General features: G+C 44.6%; 8 protein-coding genes. All 8 read left to right on the top strand.

The window, feature by feature from the left end; all coding sequences use genetic code 11:
- Positions 1 to 3: 3 nt before the first annotated feature.
- The 8 genes from FAZ15_RS04610 (at position 4) to FAZ15_RS04575 (ending at position 19,600) form a co-directional block, all read left to right on the top strand.
- Positions 4 to 3,270 carry a SusC/RagA family TonB-linked outer membrane protein gene (locus FAZ15_RS04610; protein WP_238387155.1) on the top strand — a complete coding sequence of 1,089 codons (3,267 nt, stop codon included), beginning with the start codon at positions 4 to 6 and terminating at the stop codon, positions 3,268 to 3,270.
- A gap of 14 nt (positions 3,271 to 3,284) precedes the next feature.
- Positions 3,285 to 4,772, top strand: coding sequence for a RagB/SusD family nutrient uptake outer membrane protein (locus FAZ15_RS04605; protein WP_136900160.1), 1,488 nt, complete (start codon positions 3,285 to 3,287; stop codon positions 4,770 to 4,772).
- A gap of 11 nt (positions 4,773 to 4,783) precedes the next feature.
- A complete protein-coding gene (locus tag FAZ15_RS04600; protein ID WP_136900159.1) occupies positions 4,784 to 6,433 on the top strand; it encodes a fasciclin domain-containing protein in 1,650 nt (549 codons plus the stop codon).
- Between the two features lie 18 nt (positions 6,434 to 6,451).
- Entirely contained in the window at positions 6,452 to 7,891 is a 1,440-nt protein-coding gene (locus FAZ15_RS04595; RefSeq protein ID WP_136900158.1) for a fasciclin domain-containing protein, read from the top strand.
- Positions 7,892 to 7,909: 18 nt separating this feature from the next.
- A complete protein-coding gene (locus tag FAZ15_RS04590) occupies positions 7,910 to 11,098 on the top strand; it encodes a SusC/RagA family TonB-linked outer membrane protein (RefSeq protein ID WP_136900157.1) in 3,189 nt (1,062 codons plus the stop codon).
- A 41-nt stretch (positions 11,099 to 11,139) separates the two neighbouring features.
- Positions 11,140 to 12,897 (top strand): RagB/SusD family nutrient uptake outer membrane protein, encoded by a 1,758-nt coding sequence (locus FAZ15_RS04585; RefSeq protein ID WP_136900156.1) that lies wholly within the window; start codon positions 11,140 to 11,142, stop codon positions 12,895 to 12,897.
- Between the two features lie 33 nt (positions 12,898 to 12,930).
- Positions 12,931 to 13,569 carry a hypothetical protein gene (locus FAZ15_RS04580; protein WP_136900155.1) on the top strand — a complete coding sequence of 213 codons (639 nt, stop codon included), beginning with the start codon at positions 12,931 to 12,933 and terminating at the stop codon, positions 13,567 to 13,569.
- A gap of 238 nt (positions 13,570 to 13,807) precedes the next feature.
- On the top strand, positions 13,808 to 19,600 hold the full coding sequence (locus tag FAZ15_RS04575) for a rhamnogalacturonan lyase family protein (protein WP_136900154.1): 5,793 nt from the start codon (positions 13,808 to 13,810) through the stop codon (positions 19,598 to 19,600).
- Positions 19,601 to 19,602: the final 2 nt, after the last annotated feature.

The raw sequence follows: 19,602 nt of genomic DNA, 5'->3' as shown, positions 1-19,602 counted from the left end.
CTAATGATGAATCTACAGTTTAAATATAGTTTATGTCTGTTGGTCTGTTTGCTGCTAATTGGCACAGAAGCAGTGTATGCGCAGACCGTTGTGCGGGGGCGTGTTACGGATTCGCAGAGCAAGGAACCCATTGTTGGCGCCACGATTGCTGAACTGTCTTCCGACAACCGTACCGTAACAGCTACTACAACCGATATGGACGGAAATTACGCCATTACCGTAAAAAGCAGCGCAAATCGGCTAAATATATCTTTTATTGGCTACTTTCCTCAAAATATGCAGATTAGAAGCCAATCGCAAATCAATGTACAGCTTGTTGCCGACAACAGTCAGATTGAAGAAGTAACCATCTCCCGACAACAGAGCGGAACAAACACCGGATTATTGAATATCAATCAACGGGATTTAACGACCGCTACAGCAACCATAAATGCCAAAGTGCTGCAAGAAATGCAATCAGCATCCATTGACGAGGCTTTACAGGGGCGTTTACCTGGGGTGGATATTGCCGCGAATTCAGGTGATCCAGGCTCAGGTATGCAGATCCGTATCCGGGGTACAGCTTCGCTGAGCGGCAGTGCGGAGCCGTTGATCGTTGTCGATGGGATGCCATACGAGACGAGCATCCCTGGAGACTTCAACTTCGGAACAGCAGATGAAGATGGTTATGCACAGCTATTAAATATTGCACCAGCAGATATTGAAACAATTACGGTACTGAAAGATGCTGCCGCAACAGCCGTATGGGGCTCTCGGGCGTCTAATGGCGTGTTATTGATTACAACTAAACGCGGAACACAGTCCAAACCAACGATCAATTATCAGTTCCGCGGTTCGCTATCCAGCTTACCTAGCGCGATACCTTTATTGAATGGTAACCAATATTCGCAGTTGATTCCTGAAATGTTCATGAATCGCACCGGGCAACCGCTTAATACGTTTACATCGCGCGAATTTGCATATGATCCCGGAGACGTCTATTATTTTAACAACTACAGCAGGAATACCGACTGGATTGATGCGATTACGCAGACAGGTCTATCCAACGATCATACGTTCTCGCTTCAAGGTGGAGGAGAGAAGGCTCGCTACTATTCATCCGTAGCCTATTTGGGGCAACGAGGTGTAACCATTGGTACGGGGCTAGAGCGCATATCTGCCCGGTTGAACCTGGATTACGAAATTTCAGACCGTATCAAGTTTCGAACGGATATCGCCTACACGCATACCGCGACAGATAGGAATTATGTCAACTCAAAAGATAACCAAGACTTTATTCGCGGAATGTCCTATATCAAGATGCCTAATATGAGTCTGTATGAGTACGATCCATACGGTAATATTACGCCGGTCTATTTTTCGCCAGACCGCAATATACAGGGGGCCTATCCTAATACATACAATCCGGCAGCAATGGCAGAGTACGCCACCAACAAACATTCTGGCGAGCGCATTACACCCGTGTTTAATCTACGATACGACATCATTCCTGCTAAACTGACTAGCGACTTTCAAGTCATGTTTGATATTAACAATTCACGTGTTAACAACTTTTTGCCACAGCTAGCAACCGGTCGTCCGTATACCGAAACCAACGTAAACAGAGCCGGTGAATCAGATCGGGATGGTTTTCGCTTACAGACAAAGTCCAATCTGATCTATACGCCCCTACGGAACGAAAAGCACGATTTGCAAATGCTAGTTTCCTGGCAAACGGATGAAGCACGCGGCTTAAGCTATCAGAATATGATATCCAATACAGCGTCTACTTTACTTACAGACCCTTCAAACAGTGGACGAACGCAGAATGTCGATCTACTTCCGGGTAGCGGGTTCGACGAAGGAAAGTCTGTTGGAGGGTTGTTTAGCGCACAGTATAAGTTGAACGATAAATATATTATCAACGCCGGATTGCGAGGTGACGCGAGCTCTAAGTTTGGAGCGAATAATCGCTGGGGCTTTTTTCCGTCCATTTCCACAAGATGGCGCGTTTCTGGAGAAAAGTTCATGCAGGCAATTCCCTTTATCAATGAGTTCAGCATACGCGCAAGCTACGGTGAGTCAGGCCGCGCACCTCGTTACGAGTATATGTATTTTAGTAACATCGTAAATTTTCAAAGCACTTATTTGGGTGAAGCGGGTGTCTATCCGGCCAATATGGAGTTGCGTAACCTAAGATGGGAGACTGTCAAGGGCCAGAACCTTGGTTTCAACATTGAGTTTTGGAAAAACCGGATCCGTGTAGACGTAGATTACTATCACAATAAGACGACCGATATGTTGTTTGAAAATTTAGGAATTCCCTCAACAACAGGATACGGAGATATTGATTTTAATTACGGCCGAATGGATAATAAAGGTTGGGAGGTCTTCATCAATGCAACGCCTTATAAAGGAAAAGATCTTTCTGTAGACTTTACCTTCAACATCGCCCGAAACTTAAATATTGTACGTGAAGTCCCTGAGTTTTTTGTGCGCGAAAGTGGTAACGGACTTGTAAATGGTGATTATAAGCGTTTCTTGCAAATTGGTAATCCAATCGGTTCCTTCTTCGGGTATAAATATGAAGGGGTATACTCCACAAAAGAAGAAACTATAGCACGAGATGTCGACGGCAACGCTATCATGGGCCCAGATGGAGAACCTGTTTATATGCGATTTAATTATCCCGCTACAGATTATGAATTTGAAGCCGGCGATGCGCGCTATGCCGATATTAATCACGATGGAAGTATAGATGAGCGCGATATCGTATACCTTGGCAACTCTAATCCACGTTACACAGGTGGTTTTGGTCCCTCCGTTACGATCAAAAATCGTTTACGCTTAAATTTATTTTTCAACTTTCGTCTCGGATACGACGTGGTCAATCGTGCGATGATGAATACGACGAATATGGCCGGGTATAGCAACCAATCCACCGCTGTTTTAAGGCGCTGGCGTAACCCAGGTGATGATACCGACATGCCGCGCGCGCTGATGGGAGCAGGCTACAATTGGTTAGGCTCAGATCGTTATGTACAGGATGCGTCCTTTCTCCGTTTCCGTTCTGCCACCGTGAGCTATAGTTTTGCTAATGATTTCAGCAAGCGGTTAGGCATGAGTGATTTACGGGTATTTGGCACTGGCGAGAACTTCTTCACCTGGACAAAATATTTGGGACAGGATCCGGAGGTCGGCATTACAGGCGGAATCTTTGGTTTTGCGCAAGATGACTCCCGTACGCCTCCTACCCAACGCTATACAATAGGATTATCGGCAAGATTTTAAAAGCGAGAAAAGTTATGAAAACGATAAAAAGATATATCACATGGTCCATCATTTGCTGCGGTATCCTATCCGGATCCTGCACGAAATGGATGGATATAAAACCAGAAAACGGTCTGGTAGCTCAGGATTTTTGGCAAACCAAAGAGCATGTGCGGTCGGCGGTTAATGGCATTTATATTTCACTCCTCAACAGTAATCTGGCGGAGCAGCTATTTGTGCATGGCGAATTGCGGACGGATATGGTAGAGCTCACCACTTTTACCAATCTACAATTGGATGAGTACCGTTATGCCAATTTAAATTCTTCCAATCCTTCTGTTCACTGGGCACCATTCTACCGGATTATCAATTTCTGTAATAATGTAATTGAAAATGCGCCAAAGGTCAAAGACATCGACCCAACGTTAACGCAAGCAGATCTAGACGCATACATTGGCGAGGCATTGGCTATACGGGCATGGATGTATTTAAATTTAGGACGAATATGGGGCGATGTTCCGTTGAAGCTGAATTATACCGCGTCTGACGAGGAAGAACTAAATATAGCAAAATCTGGTCAGGCCGATATCTTCGCTGCGGTAGTAGCAGATTTGGTACGTGCCGAACCCATGGTCAAAGAGACATTCGGGACAACGACTGCGGCGGACAAAGGAAAAGTGACGAAATATACGGTAAATGCGCTATTGGCAGATGTTTATTTGTGGCAGGATGATTTTCAAAAGGCTGCCGCGGCTTGTGATGTGCTCATCAATTCAGGTAAGTTTGATTTGGTGCCGGGCAATCCGTCTTCTTGGCTAAATGTTTTATTTGCTACCGGAAACTCTATCGAAGGCATATTTGAGCTGCAGTACGATCGACAGTTTCTGAATAACTTTATAGCGTTGTTCAGTCTGAATCCGAGATATCAGGTAGGGCAGAATGTGTACGAAAACCTATATATGATCGATGAGACAGATCCAGAAAACTTCGACATACGCGGCAATCGCGGTTCGCTGGATGCCTCGACAGGACAGATTTACAAATATCAAGCTATCAACAGAGACGTTCGCAAAACATTAGAGGAGTCATACACCCACTGGTTTGTATATCGTTATGCCGATGTGCTTCTGATGAAAGCAGAAGCGCTGAATGGTATGGAACAAGGGGAAAAGGCTCTAGAACTGATCTATCAGGTGAGAGAGCGAGCCAATGCGTTGGTTTTCAATGATCTGGCGCCAAATGAAAATGATTTCCAAGGTATTACGTCCTTTTTGGTGGATGAGCGTGCACGAGAGTTTGCCTACGAAGGAAAGCGGTGGTTTGATGTACTGCGCCACGCCCGTCGCAATAACTATGCTCGACTGGATTTAATTACCAACATGGTTATGTCATATGCTCCACCGGATCGTCAACAAGCTATGTTGAATAAGTATCGGGATCCGGGAAGCCATTATTTACCAATCTACTTTACAGAATTGCAGATGAATAAAGCGCTAGTTCAAAATCCATTTTATGGCAATTAATAAATCAGGTTATGAAAAAGAATACGAGAAAAAAATCGATTGTACATCTTCTAATCGGAGTGTGCATGTTGTTAACATTAAGCTCCTGCCTTAAGGAAGATTTTACACAAACTACTGACGAAACGCCCAACATCGCTTCTTTTCTAAAAAATAGTGCGGATTATACGATGTTTTATGATGCAGTGAAACAGGCTGGTGCTGCATCCTACCTAGATGCATGGGGCACATACACGGTATTTGCTCCGAATAATGCTGCGGTGCAGCGGTATCTACAGGAACAAGGCAAGGAATCCCTGGCCGATTTTGCGGATGAAGAGATTAAGCTTCTGGTGACCCAACACATCGTCGAAGATACCGTTTCGACGGGCAATTTTAAGGATGGGAAAATTACAAAAAATTCTGTCGCAGGGTTATTTATTACGACCTCTGTCGTTAGTGAGGGCGGCCAGGCAAAAATCGTGTTGAATAAAGAATCGACGATTCTACTGCCTAACCAGCGCACAGGTAATGGTCTTGTGCACGGAGTAGATAAGGTGTTTACACCTATCACAAGGACGCTTGTTGAACAGATCCAGGCAGACCCCAATCTAAGCCTATTTGCAGAAGCCTTAGCCGCCACGGGTCTTGATGTTTTACTTGGCAAAGTTGCTGCCAACGAATATTTTTCGGTGCTTACCGTGACGAACGAGGTATTTGCGCAACGAGGTTTTCATAACTTACAGGACCTAAAGGATAAGTATTCGCATACAGGCAATCCTAGAAATACAACAGATAGTTTGTATATGCATATGTCTTATCACATCGTGAAAGATCTCAAGTACGTTTCCGATTTGATGTTACAGTCCTCGCATACGACTACCGTGCCCAACGAAATCGTCTTGGTCAAAGTAGATAAGGAGCGCGTGCTGATAAATGAAGAAGAATGGTTGGGTACTATTGAGTTAGGCGCAGAGGTAGACCGTACAAAAAGTGACGTAACCACCAAAAACGGAGTGCTACATTACTTAAAGGATAATATTTTTATTAAACAACGTTTACCCTTCCCTATTTATTGGGATCCGGCTAACCAACCCGAATTGAAAACAGCAGGTATTTACAAACGAGCGTCCATGAGTGTGCCCTATAACTTGATAAAAGACATTACATTAGCTAACACGAGCAATTATTACTATGGATATCCGCAGACAGGAAACAGTGCTGGAGCAGTGAATGATGATTTATTGAATTTTAACTTGCGTACGGCAGTTCTACCGTGGGTAGAAATGCGCACGCCTGTGATCGTCAAGGGGCGTTATAAAGTATGGATTGCATGGCGGCGGGTAGAATCTAATCAGGGACCTAATATGATTGATATCTACCTAAATGGCGTACAGCTGTCGCGTCAATTAAATACCGGTGAATATAGGAATACGACATTAAATCCACGAGAGTTAGAGGCTATTGGATATAAAAGAGTGACCACTACCGGTTCGAATGTACATAATTGTAAAATGGTAGGTATTATTGATATTGATTTTACAGACAGACACATCCTTCGTTTGGAAACCAAAACGAATCGAGCAGCAGAATTGCAATTAGACATGATACATTTTATTCCGGTAGATATGGAACAGATCTATCCCCAATTCGATGCGAATGGAAACCCAGTATATCCTATTTAATTTCTTTGAACAGATACGATGAAAAATACACTTATATATGTTATTGCTTTACTCGGGATCTCCTCTTTCCTGCAGCAGTGCGGGGACCCTTGGGAAGATCACATTAACGAGGGATTAACGGATATCAATCAAAGCCTCATACAGCGCCTTGAAAATGAGGCTGGCGCATCTACGTTTCTTTCCTTACTTAAGGAGGCAGATCTTGGCGTCGAGCTGGATGGGACAAACTCGTATACGATTTTTGTTCCAGACAACCAAAGCATTGGCGCGATAGCTGCCGAACTAAGAAGTGATAAAGGAGCATTAAGCAATTTCGTTAAAAATCACATTGCGGTATCTACACATCGCCTCAATACCTCCGCGGATACGATTCAATTGACCATGCTCAATGGTAAAATATTAGACATGCTGTCGTCTCGGATAGGCGAGGTATCTTTTTTAAAATCAAATCAAGGCAGCAGTGATGGTCTCTACCACATATTGGCTGCACCACTTATGCCGCAGCAGAATCTTTGGGAATACATTACTGCCCAACAAGATTATAAGCAAAATCAATTTTTGTCAAGTCTTAGCACCTACAAGTTGTATGACGACGGCCTGCTGGACAGCGAAGAGGATAGTCTGCTGAATAACGAGTTTCTACACTTTGTAGGTGATGTGCGTCTAGAAAAAGATCGCTTTACCTATTTTGTATTGCAAGACGTAGCCTTTGATAAAGATGTATCTGCATTTTTGCCTTATGTGAATTACCGGAATGAGGCCGACTCTTCCATACAAATAAGTCGTTACTACGTAGCTAGAGACCTAATCGTTAGACGGGCGTACAATAAAGAAGGGCTTCCTTCGGAATTGACCACTATGTCAGGAGGAAAGCTTGTGGTCGATAAATCTGCGATCGTCGAATCTATTCAGCTGAGTAATGGTTATGTGCATGTATTAGATGCGGCGCTGTTGGACAACACGCAGGGGGTGACCAATAAGTTAGCTTCGTTTAAGGTTGAAGGTGAGGAGCCTTCGTCTTTCTCGCATTCAAGACCCAGCAATACTTTTCACCGCGATCGACAGGATCCGAATGGCCTTTTGTTCCGCGATATTATGGTCCAAAATCATGGTGTGTCCATGTTTACGATAAACTATAGATTGCCACATTTTTTAAGTACGAGCTACGACGTGTACTGGAGAGCTTTAAACGATATCCAAGCAAACGTATTTCAACAACGTTTACGCATTTTAGGCGAGGAGTACCCGGGCGTTCTAGGCGCACCAACACGTGATGAAATGTATCTTTCTCCTTATACGGATGTCCCTTTGATGAATTACGACGAGGTGTACGTAGGGTCTTTTGAACTGTCCGAATTTCAACAGGTAATGGCGCAGCTTATGGCAGCAGCCTCTACGGCCAATGGCGTTAACACTGTCGTATTGGACTACCTGCGTTTTGTGCCTAAAGTGAAATAAAATAAAACCAATTAGAACATGCAGTTAATACATAAATTAGTTATTGGAGGATTGGCCTTAGTCACTTGGCTACCGGTACAGGCTAGTACACACCGCGCCGAGTCGACAGTCCATAGCTTTTGGAAAGGGAAACAGGAGAGAGAAATCAGCGGAGTAGTGCGTTTCGCCGCTACGAAGTTACCGGTTTCCGGTGCCAACGTGCAGGTAGACGGTTTCTCCGCGACCATTACAGATGATAACGGGGCGTTTACAATCAAAGTACCCACAGACGGTGTTAAGGTAACCGTGCAGTACGCAGGACATCAAGAAAACATGTTTTTTGTACACGAAGAACAGTCTACGGTAGAGGTCTTACTTTATGAAGAAGGATATAATCCATTGTTCCGCACCGCTGTGGTCTTTAATGAAAACATTAATAAGCTTGCTGTTGCAGGTGCAGTCGATGTAGTCGATTTGCGTCCCTATCAATGGAATGTGTCTACGAATGAAAACACGGCTACCTTCCTGCAAGGAAAGGTGGCTGGGTTGAATGCTATACGGAGCTCGGGTAGTACAAATAGTGGCTCAAATTTATCCATCCGAGGAATCAATTCCTTGTACGGTACATCCAAACCCTTATTAGTAGTCGATGGGATGCTTTATGAAGATGCCGATTACAGTGCGGACATTGTGGGCAACTATTTCGAATCGGGTTTAGCCAATATCGATATCCGGGATATCGATAATATTACCGTTTTGAAAGATGGATCATCGCTTTACGGTACGAAAGGGAGTAATGGTGTGGTATTCATATCAACATCTCACGCTTCAGAGCTGGCGACACGCATTAATTTTGGTGCCTATACCAGTTTTAACCAAAAGCCGAAGAATCTACCCCTGCTTCATTCAAACGATTATAGAAGCTACATCTCCGAGTTATTGGGTACTCAGGGGCTGTCGTCGGCCGCTATAGCGCAACAGCCTTACTTTGCAGCAGAACCAAATACGGCAGATCACTATACTTATTTCAACGATACCGATTGGCAGTCGGTTGTCATGGATAATAGTGTGAGTCAAAATTACTTTTTAAAAGTGAGCGGTGGAGATAATATTGCAAAGTATGCACTCTCGGCCGGGTATGTAGATGACAATGGTCTCATTCTCACGGATAAATTGTCCAAGTATCTGATGCGGCTGAATGCAGATCTGAATCTATCGCCGAAGTTTACCGTTCAGTCGAATTTGTCGTTCAATTTAAATAGACACGATATTCGTACGCAGGGTATTGATTCGTATAATAGCCCCTTATACACAGCCCTCGTAAAATCACCTATTCTTTCCACCCATATTTCAAGTGCTGATGGACAAATGTCTCCACTTTATTCAGGTGTGGATATTTTTAGTCAGACTAATCCCGCTGTATTGGTGAGTGATAAGACCATAGGTCATAATCAAAGCTACCGGTTTACGGGTAATTTCCATTTCAATTTCAAATTTAACGATCGTTATGCGATCAAGAGTATAGCAGGTCTGGTATACGACAAGGGGCGTGAGAACTTTTTCTTGCCCGAGATCGGTGTATATGCTGAAAACCTTCCTACGGGCGTGGTCCGAAATCAATCCGGAGCGGAGGTAAGACGGTTGTTTTCTATATTTAACGACACCTATCTACATGCCAACAATCAGTTTAGTGTAAATCATAAGCTCAATACGAGGGCCGGTATTCGCATACAGACAAACAAATCAGAATATGATTACGGTTTAGGGTTTAATTCCGCCAATGATGACTACGTTACCTTGGGCGCCGGTAGCAACCTACTGCGGCAAGTTCGCGGCGGGTTCGGTAATTGGAACTGGCTAAACGTTTACATGAATAATAATTATGCGTATAAGTCCAAATATTTACTATCGTGGGATGTGGCATTTGACGGCTCATCGCGATTTGGTGAAAATCCGCAGCATACTGCTCTGAAGTTTGGACAAGATGCACTTGCTTTTAACTCAGCATTGACTGCGGCATGGGTCGTATCCGCAGAAGATTTTTTCCAATCATCTGCGATAAAATTATTAAAAATCAGGGGATCGTTTGGTCTGAGTGGTAACGATGATATAGGCGATTATTCTTCGAAGTCATTTTATATTTCTCAGAATTTTTTGGGCGTACAAGGACTAATTAGAGGCAATATCGGGAACCCAAATCTGCAATGGGAGCGTGCCCTAAAGAGTAACATCGGCATAGATGCCTCCTTTGCGGAAGAACGCTTGAACTTAACGCTTGATGTGTATAACAATACGTTAAAAGATCTCGTGACGTACCAGGCACTGCAAGCTTATTCGGGTATGGATGTCGTATTTCGTAATGGGGCGGAAATGCGTAATCGTGGTGTCGAGTTAGGACTTAACGGACGTGTTGTGCAAAATAGAAACACGAAATTTGATATCGGTATACAGCTGGCTAAATACGAAAACAAGGTAACTAACCTTCCGGATGGATCATTTGAAAACCTCTTCTATGGGGGGCGCATGATCACGCAAGTAGGCGGTGCTGCCAATCAATTTTACGGCTTGCAGACGGCCGGCATTTATACCACAGAACAGGAGGCTAGTAACGCCGGGTTGAGTCGCCAATTGTCCGATGGAACCTTGCTACCTTTTCAGGGGGGCGACAGACAGTTTGTTGATCAAAATGGTGATGGAATTATTGATGCGAGTGATAGGGTGGTTATTGGTAATCCTAACCCCGACTGGTTCGGATCCTTTACAACAGCTTTGCAATATAAGCGCTGGACGTTTAACACCTTATTTACCTATTCTATCGGCAACGACGTGTATAACGCAACGCGTCACCGTTTAGAAAGCAGTGCCAATTATGACAACCAAAGCCAGGCATTGCGCAACCGCTGGAAGCAAGATGGGCAAGAGACCAACATACCCCGCGCCTACTGGGGCGATCCTTTAGATAACGCGGAGTTCTCGGATCATTGGATAGAAGATGGATCTTATCTGCGCCTTCGCACGCTAAACATCGGTTATAGATTGCCTATTGACGGCGCTGTGTTGAAATCGGTAGATTTTTATGCGATGGCTAATAATCTGTTTACTTTCTCAAAGTATATGGGCTATGACCCCGAGTTTAGCGCCAATAATTCGATATTCAGTCAAGGTATCGATATTGGTTTGACGCCGCAATTTAGAACATACCAGCTCGGCGTGCGTGTTGGATTTTAACGAGATAGATAGGATAGAAGAAACTATAAGTATTACAAATTATGAAACGTAAAAATCTATACGGTATACTGACAGCCGTAGTGCTCGTTGGGGTGAACCTTTCCTCTTGCTCCAAGTTTTTGGAAGTAGAACCGAAGGAAGTATTAACGGAAGACCAGATGTACCGTGATATATTTGACGCAGATGCTGCGGTTATCGGTGTGTACGGGAAGTTTTTAGGATTGGCCGAGCAACACGTGCTTTGGAATGAGTTACGGGCAGATTTGCTTACGGTCACTCCTCAAGCCGACCCTTACTTACATGAATTAAGCCTGAATGACGTGACAGCCATCAGTGCAAATAATCCCTATGTCAATCCACGTAAGTTTTATGAGGTCATTCTTACATGTAATGATGTGCTCAAAAATTTCACTGCTATGCGAAATGAAAATAAGTTGGACGTAGATCAATACAGCGCACGTTATTCAGATATTATGGCCGTACGCACGTGGATATATTTGCAACTCGGCGTACATTTTGGCAAAGTGCCCTATGTGACCGATCCGTTGGAAAATATGGATGAGGTTTTGGACCAGAGTAAGTATTCATTTATGGAGTTTAATCAGCTGTTGCCAAAACTGATTGCCGATATGGAGGCAATCCCGTCGAAGCGCATATATAACACCGATGAATCACTACGCCTATCTGTAGATGGATTTATTATGGAACGCTTTTTTATCAATAAATATGCGCTATTAGGAGATCTTTATCTTTGGCATAATGACTATACCAAAGCAGCGGATGCATATAAAAACGTCATGACCTACTATGATAACCAGGGTAATGACGATTGGACATTCAATTATTATAAACTGAAAGAACGCTCTGTCACAGATAATAATGATCTTTCGATAGGCTATCTGCGCAACCGTGAGCAGGATGTACGCACATTCATAAATAGCAAAACACAAGGTTGGCGTTCTATGTTTTCACGCACGCAGGATGGTATATGGAATTCCGAATGGGTATGGACGCTCCCCTTCTCTAGCAACTTTGGTCAGGGCAATCCGTTTATACGATATTTTGCGATAAACGGGGGCGAATACCTTTTGAAGCCGAGTCAAGAGATCATTGATCAATGGGATAATCAAACGCAGTGGAATGGCGTGCCCTATGATGGACGCAAGGTACTATCCGTAGCGGATGCCGACGGTATGCCTGTTGTCACAAAATATTTAGACCAATACACTGCTCTAGGAACTTTGGTCCCTATAGACCAATATAATAAAGGTGGAAAATGGTTCCTTTATCGTGCAGCGAAATTACACCTCAGATTTGCTGAGGCCGCTAATCGGGATGGCAAGCATAAAGTAGCATACGCATTACTGAACAATGGAATACGGACAAATTATGATAACTCAGCTAGCTCCGATAAAACGGATTTACAGCAAACCCAACTTCCATGGCCTTATGACTTTGATGCCAGGATGGGGCAAGTGCCATATTTTAGGGGTGTTTGGCATCGTAACGAAGGGATTCGCGGGCGTGCCTACCTACGAAATCGAGTAATTGAAAATCCTGCGGATAGTTTGATACACATCGAGAATTATCTTGTCGAAGAGTCTGCGTTGGAGCAAGCCTTTGAAGGAAGTCGCTGGGAAGACCTATTACGAATTGCCCTAAGGCGTAGTGATCCCGCCTACTTGGCAGACAAGGTCTATAACAAATTGAGTAAAGATGGCAACCCCAATGCGGATGCGGTACGCAGCAAATTGATGCAGCAGGAAAATTGGTATTTGCCATTTCGATGGAAAGAATAACTGACTTATATTTTTTAACTAAATCCTAATGTAATGAAAACACGACTAATTTTATTTGCAATTATTATTCTTATCTCTAGCTGTATGAAGATGAATTCTGATTATGAACTAGTAGACGATCCGAAATTAGAGAAATTTGAATCTAGTAAGGTAGAAGTAAATATAAATTCTGAATTTGAAAAAGTATCCAATCTGCTTTTCTCAAAACTTAAGAACAATACTCTAGCTTTATCTGAATTCCAAGATTCGATAAATGTGTTGAAGAAGGAATTTTTGACCGAATTGAAAATTAAGGCAGGACCAAAAAAGGGAATCGCTTTTAGCAAATCTTCTTTTTCTTTCATTCCGCCGCCTTGTCCATACTTCGGTCTAGATACTGTTTTGTGTCCTCAATTTATTCTAGAAGAGTGTTACATGTACTGTGAAAATGATTATTATAGATCGATAGATTCGTATTGGTACGATGAACTAAGCGCCGAATATGAGCTTAATGTTGCATTAGCCGCTTGTAATAATATACCTCCGGGTTACTCTAGAACGCAATGTATTAGCAGTGCTCAAAGTGCCTTTGGCGCTGCAATGAATGCAATATATCAAGGTTATATGCTAGCTCAGGAACAGTGGCGGCAATGCGATCAATTTTGTATTAACAGTTATCCCGCAGTTCAATAAAACTATCTATCTAGATTATGTAAAGATATCTTACCACACTTCGCATAGGTCATCTTCGGTTGTATTTTCGGAACGTGTATAGCCCTACATTATGCAATTTTTTACATGAAGTAGTAATATTTAATCGAGTTCACGGACAAAGGTGATTGGTCCAGAAAACTGGTATTTGCCATTTCGATGGGAGGAGAAGTAGTAGAGGAGCGGAAAAAAGATTATGAAAAGGAAGTAAACTAGAATTATGAAAAGGCATTATTTAATATTAGGCGTCATTATGATGACCGCCGCCATATCAGTGGGTTTTTCGTTACTACAGAAGACTCGCTTGGTACTGATAGGTGATTCGACAGTACGTAACGGCTCGAATCCGACTCCCGAAAGTTATGAATGGGGATGGGGCACTTCGTTAGAGACATCGTATCAGAACGAAAACCTAGAAGTGCTCAACCACGCTATGGGTGGGACAAGTAGCCGGACGTTTTATAGAGATTTATTTCCCGCTGTTTTAGAAGAATTACAGGCGGGAGATGTGCTCGTTATTCAATTTGGACATAACGATGGAGGCGCTGTGACTGGAGAGGGTAAAGCCAGTTTAAGCGGTATCGGAGACAACATACAAAATGTTACCAATTCGCAGGGACAGGTAGAGACGGTACACAGCTACGGCTGGTACTTGCGCCAGATGGTACAACAAGCAAAAGCAAAGGGGGCAACGCCTGTTATTGCGTCGTTAGTGCCTAGAAACAGATGGGATGAGGACGGTATTTTTGTAAGTCGCTCTTTGGAGACTCATGGCCTATGGGCACGACAAGTGGCCGACGCAGAGGGGGTAGCTTTTCTAGATCTGAACAACTTAGTCGCCGACTTGTATGATCAACTGGGTAGGGTGGAAGTAACCGAGACTTTATTTGCTACTGATGACGAGCTGCATACCGTGAAAGCTGGGGCTGATGCCACCGCGGAGATCGTATACAACGGGTTGATTGAATTGAATGTCATATCTATTGATGATAGTGCCCCTGAAAATATATGGGAAATTATGGGTAATGATAACCAAATTTCGGATGTAGCCACTGCATACGGGTCTGCGGTAGGTCGCGTGGAAGGTGGTGTAGAAGTTCCTTATGCCGTTTTTACAAGTTCGGCGGATGGTTTGGTTGTTAAGAAAAGAAATGCGTCCGGACAGTGGGAGCAAGTAGGGACAGCATTGACTGACTATAAGTTTACAAACAGCGGTAATAGGCAGGCTATTGCGCAGTCATACCTGTGGCTCGGTAAGGATAATGTGCTTTATTGCTCGTATGTTGACGGCAGTGACGGGCACAGGCTGAAGATCGTTTACTATAAGGAAGCGGCGGAAAGTTGGGAGCCTCTGGGTGACAATGCCGCTAACCTACAGGTTAGCACAGGCGGTATAAGCCCTTGGGGTACAAATAACATACGCGACCAGGTGAATCATTACGTTGCGTTTGACAAGAACAATGTCCTGTATATTGCATATGGTGAAACTCCAACCAACACGCGTAAAGGGGCAGCCCATGTAAAGCGTTTTGTAGGTGGAGCATGGGAATTAGTGGGAGGCGGAGCCATCCCTATAGAAGGTGCTCCTAGTTATGGAGCGGCTGGGTATTCGGTTGCATTTGACAGCCAAAACCGTCCCTTTGTTTCGTATGCCTGGAGCGCGAATAATCCGGATGAAGTGGGAGCTGTTCAGGTGAGGTATTTCGATGCGGGCAGTTGGAAGACTCTGGGAGATGTCACTTCTTCCGGGCAGGGAAGTTCTGCCCGTTATACCCAGATGGGTATTTCTAACGATATGGTCTTCGTCTATTTTATGAATACCGGATCGGGCAGCAGGCCATTTTTGGTGTATTCACCCATAGCGGATCCATCTTGGACCAATTTGCGGATAGCCGATCATGCAAACTCGGTGAATGAGCAGCTTGTTGTAGATGCTGCGGGCAATATGACCATATCCCACATGGAAAGCTGGGGCAATATTTATGTGTATCATTTGACAAAAAGCAAGATTGCCGAAATTACCCCGTCCTCTCCTTTGACGTTAGCAAGCTTTATAACGTTGGAGAAGTCAGCGGAGACAGCACTTGTAGATGCCGGTGCCCGGCTGTCGATGAGTGTGTCGGCAAGTGGAGACCCTTATATCCTTTATACGAAAAATGAACGACCTTTTGTACAACGCTACCTGTTCCCGAAGATTGATTTTATACCAAATACTTGGGAAATTATGGGTAGTGATAACCAGATTTCGGATGTAGCGAGTGCGTACGGGTCTGCGGTAGGTCGAGTGGAAGGTGGCGTAGAAGTTCCTTACGCTGTTTTTACAAGTTCGGCGGATGGTTTGGTTGTTAAGAAAAGAAATGCATCCGGACAGTGGGAACAGGTAGGGGCAGCGTTGACTGACTACAAGTTTACAAACAGCGGTAATAGGCAGGCTATTGCGCAGTCATACCTGTGGCTCGGTAAGGATAATGTGCTTTATTGCTCGTATGTTGACGGCAGTGACGGGCACAGGCTGAAGATCGTTTACTATAAGGAAGCGGCGGAAAGTTGGGAGCCTCTGGGTGACAATGCCGCTAACCTACAGGTTAGCACAGGCGGTATAAGCCCTTGGGGTACAAATAACATACGCGACCAGGTGAATCATTACGTTGCGTTTGACAAGAACAATGTCCTGTATATTGCATATGGTGAAACTCCAACCAACACGCGTAAAGGGGCAGCCCATGTAAAGCGTTTTGTAGGTGGAGCATGGGAATTAGTGGGAGGCGGAGCCATCCCTATAGAAGGTGCTCCTAGTTATGGAGCGGCTGGGTATTCGGTTGCATTTGACAGCCAAAACCGTCCCTTTGTTTCGTATGCCTGGAGCGCGAATAATCCGGATGAAGTGGGAGCTGTTCAGGTGAGGTATTTCGATGCGGGCAGTTGGAAGACTCTGGGAGATGTCACTTCTTCCGGGCAGGGAAGTTCTGCCCGTTATACCCAGATGGGTATTTCTAACGATATGGTCTTCGTCTATTTTATGAATACCGGATCGGGCAGCAGGCCATTTTTGGTGTATTCACCCATAGCGGATCCATCTTGGACCAACTTGCGGATGGCCGATCATGCAAACTCGGTGAATGAGCAGCTTGTTGTAGATGCTGCGGGCAATATGACCATATCCCACATGGAAAGCTGGGGCAATATCTATGTGTATCATTTGACAAAAAGCAAGATTGCGGCTATATCTCCTACCATTCCTTTGACGGCAGCAAGTTTTCTGAAGTTGGAGCAGTCGGCTGAGACGCCTGTTGTAGATGCCGGTGCCCGGCTGTCGATGAGTGTGTCGGCAAGTGGTAAGCCATACATCATTTATACAAAAAATGAAAGACCTTTTGTACAGCGGTACCACTTGGTAGTGGATGAAACCGAAGAGCCCGAACCCGAACCCGAACCAGACGAGGTGGTCACGACGCCCCGATGGCTGGAGACGTTGGACAGAGGCCTAGTAGCTGTTCGTCCGGCAGCCAATCGTGTATTCTTAAGCTGGCGTTTGTTAGGAAATGAGACGATGGATCTTGGTTTTAATTTATATAGAGACAACCTGAAGTTAAATGCCGAACCCATAGTTGGTTCAACCAATTATCAGGATGTTACTGAAGAAAATGGGAAATATACGGTAGTTCCTGTTGTGAATGACGAAGAAGGAGAACCGTCCAAGACGGTAGAGGTTTGGAGCAAGGGATATCTTTCTATTCCAATGGATATGCCGCCAACAGGAGTTACTCCAGATGGACAGTTCTATACCCATACCGCCAACGATCTTAGTGTAGGAGATCTAGACGGGGACGGTGAATATGAAATTGTCGTCAAATGGGAGCCCACACTTACTGGAGATATGGGAGGAGGTCAGCGCGGTCTGGTTTATCTTGACGCGTACAAGATGGATGGTACGAAGTTATGGCGCATAAACCTGGGAAAAAATATACGGGCTGGCGCACACTACACCCAGTTTCTGGTTTTTGATTTTGACGGGGATGGTAAGTCTGAATTAGCAGTTCGTACCTCCGACGGTACAGTAGACGGTACAGGGGCCATTATAGGAGATGCCGATGCCGACCACAGAACAAATGCTGGATATATTCTGTCCGGCCCGGAGTTCGTCACTGTATTCAACGGGTTAACCGGTAAAGCGATGGCATCCGTAGATTATATACCCGAGCGTGGTCGCGTTGCGGACTGGGGAGATGGCTATGGTAACCGGGTGGATCGCTTTACAGCTGCCGTTGCTTATTTGGACGGTGAGCGTCCGAGTATGGTCTTCGGCCGTGGTTATTACACGCGAATGGTGCGTGCTGCATTCGATTGGAGAGACGGCAAGCTTACACATCGGTGGACATTTGATTCCAACGTCCGTGGCAATGAATCCTTTGCCGGACAGGGTAATCACCAAATGTCCGTAGCGGATGTCGATAACGACGGTAAAGATGAGATTATCAACGGGGCTTCCGTTATTAACGATAATGGTAAGAAATTGTATACTACAACGCGTGGTCACGGTGATGCATTGCATGTAAGTCAAATGGATCCTAGTAAAGATAAGCAGCTGATCTGGATGCCGCACGAGTCGCCAAGTAGCTATAAAGATCTCGGTGTTACACTGGTCGACGGCACCACAGGGGAAACTATATTTGGAATCCCGACAACGGGAGATATCGGTCGGGCAATGGCCGCTGATATCGATCCTCGTTATCCGGGGTTTGAATTGTGGAGTTCAAGGGGGGTATTGTATAATGTAAATGGTACACAGGTATCTGCAGCGCGTCCAGGTTCAATGAATTTTGGTATCTGGTGGGATGGAGACCTACTGCGTGAACTGCTAGACGGTGTTAATATCTATAAATGGGATTGGTTAACCAATACGCAAAAGAACCTGGTAAATTTTGCGCCGTACAATGCGGCTTCGAATAACAGTAGCAAGGCTACACCGAACCTGAGCGCCGACATCTTGGGCGACTGGCGAGAGGAAGTTATTTTTCGGACAGCGGACAGTAAGGAGTTGATGATATTTACAACTGCCATACCGACGGAGCATAAATTATATACCTTAATGCACGATTCGCAGTATCGTACGGCAATCGCTTGGCAAAATAGCGCGTACAACCAGCCACCCTATCCAAGTTTTTATCTTGGTGAAGGTATGGTGACGCAAGAAGAACCTAATATTGCTTTGGTAGCGCTGGAAAAAGAGGATCAGGAGATCGATTTCCAGAACTTAGATCCAGTCACTTTCGATGCCGCGCACATTTCACCAGGTGCGGAGGCGACATCGGGACTACGTATTTCCTATACGACTGACAACGATCAAGTGGTACAGGTGGAGAATCAACAGTTGAAATTAGTAGGTGTAGGAACGGTTAACATTACAGCAAAACAGGGCGGTAATATATCTTGGAACGCTGCGGATCCGGTAACAAAAACCTTGGTTGTAAATAAAGGACAGCAAGTGATAGAATTTGAAGATCTCCCGACGTTAACCGTTCGCGATCAGCCTTATCAGCCAACCGTAAGTAGCACATCGGGCTTACCTGTTACGCTAGAATCGGAAGATCTGTTTTATGCTATCGTGTCCAACAACCAAATTACGGTTAATGAAGGCGGACGAGTGGGTATCGTCGCCTATCAACCTGGCGACCAGCTATGGGAACCTGCTGTGTCAGTTCGCAAAGAGTTGGAAATTCTAGCGTTACCAACGATGGATGTTGCCAAGGCAATTACCCCCAACGGTGACGGGGCCAATGATATTCTGCTGATTAAAGAAATTGAGCGGTATCCAGAGAACAAGGTGTCGATATTTAATCGTCAAGGGCAATTATTATTCAGTATTACTGATTACAACAATTCAGACCGCGCGTTCGAAGGACGTACTTCATCCGGACAGTTATTGGAGGATGGCACCTATTTCTTCAAGTTAGAGTGGATACAGGACGGCAAGAGCTTAGATCAAAGTGGATGGTTTTATTTAAAGAAATAGGG

This window comes from Sphingobacterium olei (genome assembly GCF_005048855.1).
GTDB lineage: Bacteria > Bacteroidota > Bacteroidia > Sphingobacteriales > Sphingobacteriaceae > Sphingobacterium > Sphingobacterium olei.
Note: the sequence above shows the minus strand (reverse complement) of the source record. Positions and strands in the feature narration are given on the sequence as shown.

Coding starts and splice junctions, on each gene's coding strand:
- FAZ15_RS04595 (WP_136900158.1), top strand. CDS start 6,452: ATGAAAAATACACTTATATATGTTATTGCTTTACTCGGGATCTCCTCT.
- FAZ15_RS04585 (WP_136900156.1), top strand. CDS start 11,140: ATGAAACGTAAAAATCTATACGGTATACTGACAGCCGTAGTGCTCGTT.
- FAZ15_RS04575 (WP_136900154.1), top strand. CDS start 13,808: ATGAAAAGGCATTATTTAATATTAGGCGTCATTATGATGACCGCCGCC.
- FAZ15_RS04580 (WP_136900155.1), top strand. CDS start 12,931: ATGAAAACACGACTAATTTTATTTGCAATTATTATTCTTATCTCTAGC.
- FAZ15_RS04590 (WP_136900157.1), top strand. CDS start 7,910: ATGCAGTTAATACATAAATTAGTTATTGGAGGATTGGCCTTAGTCACT.
- FAZ15_RS04605 (WP_136900160.1), top strand. CDS start 3,285: ATGAAAACGATAAAAAGATATATCACATGGTCCATCATTTGCTGCGGT.
- FAZ15_RS04610 (WP_238387155.1), top strand. CDS start 4: ATGATGAATCTACAGTTTAAATATAGTTTATGTCTGTTGGTCTGTTTG.
- FAZ15_RS04600 (WP_136900159.1), top strand. CDS start 4,784: ATGAAAAAGAATACGAGAAAAAAATCGATTGTACATCTTCTAATCGGA.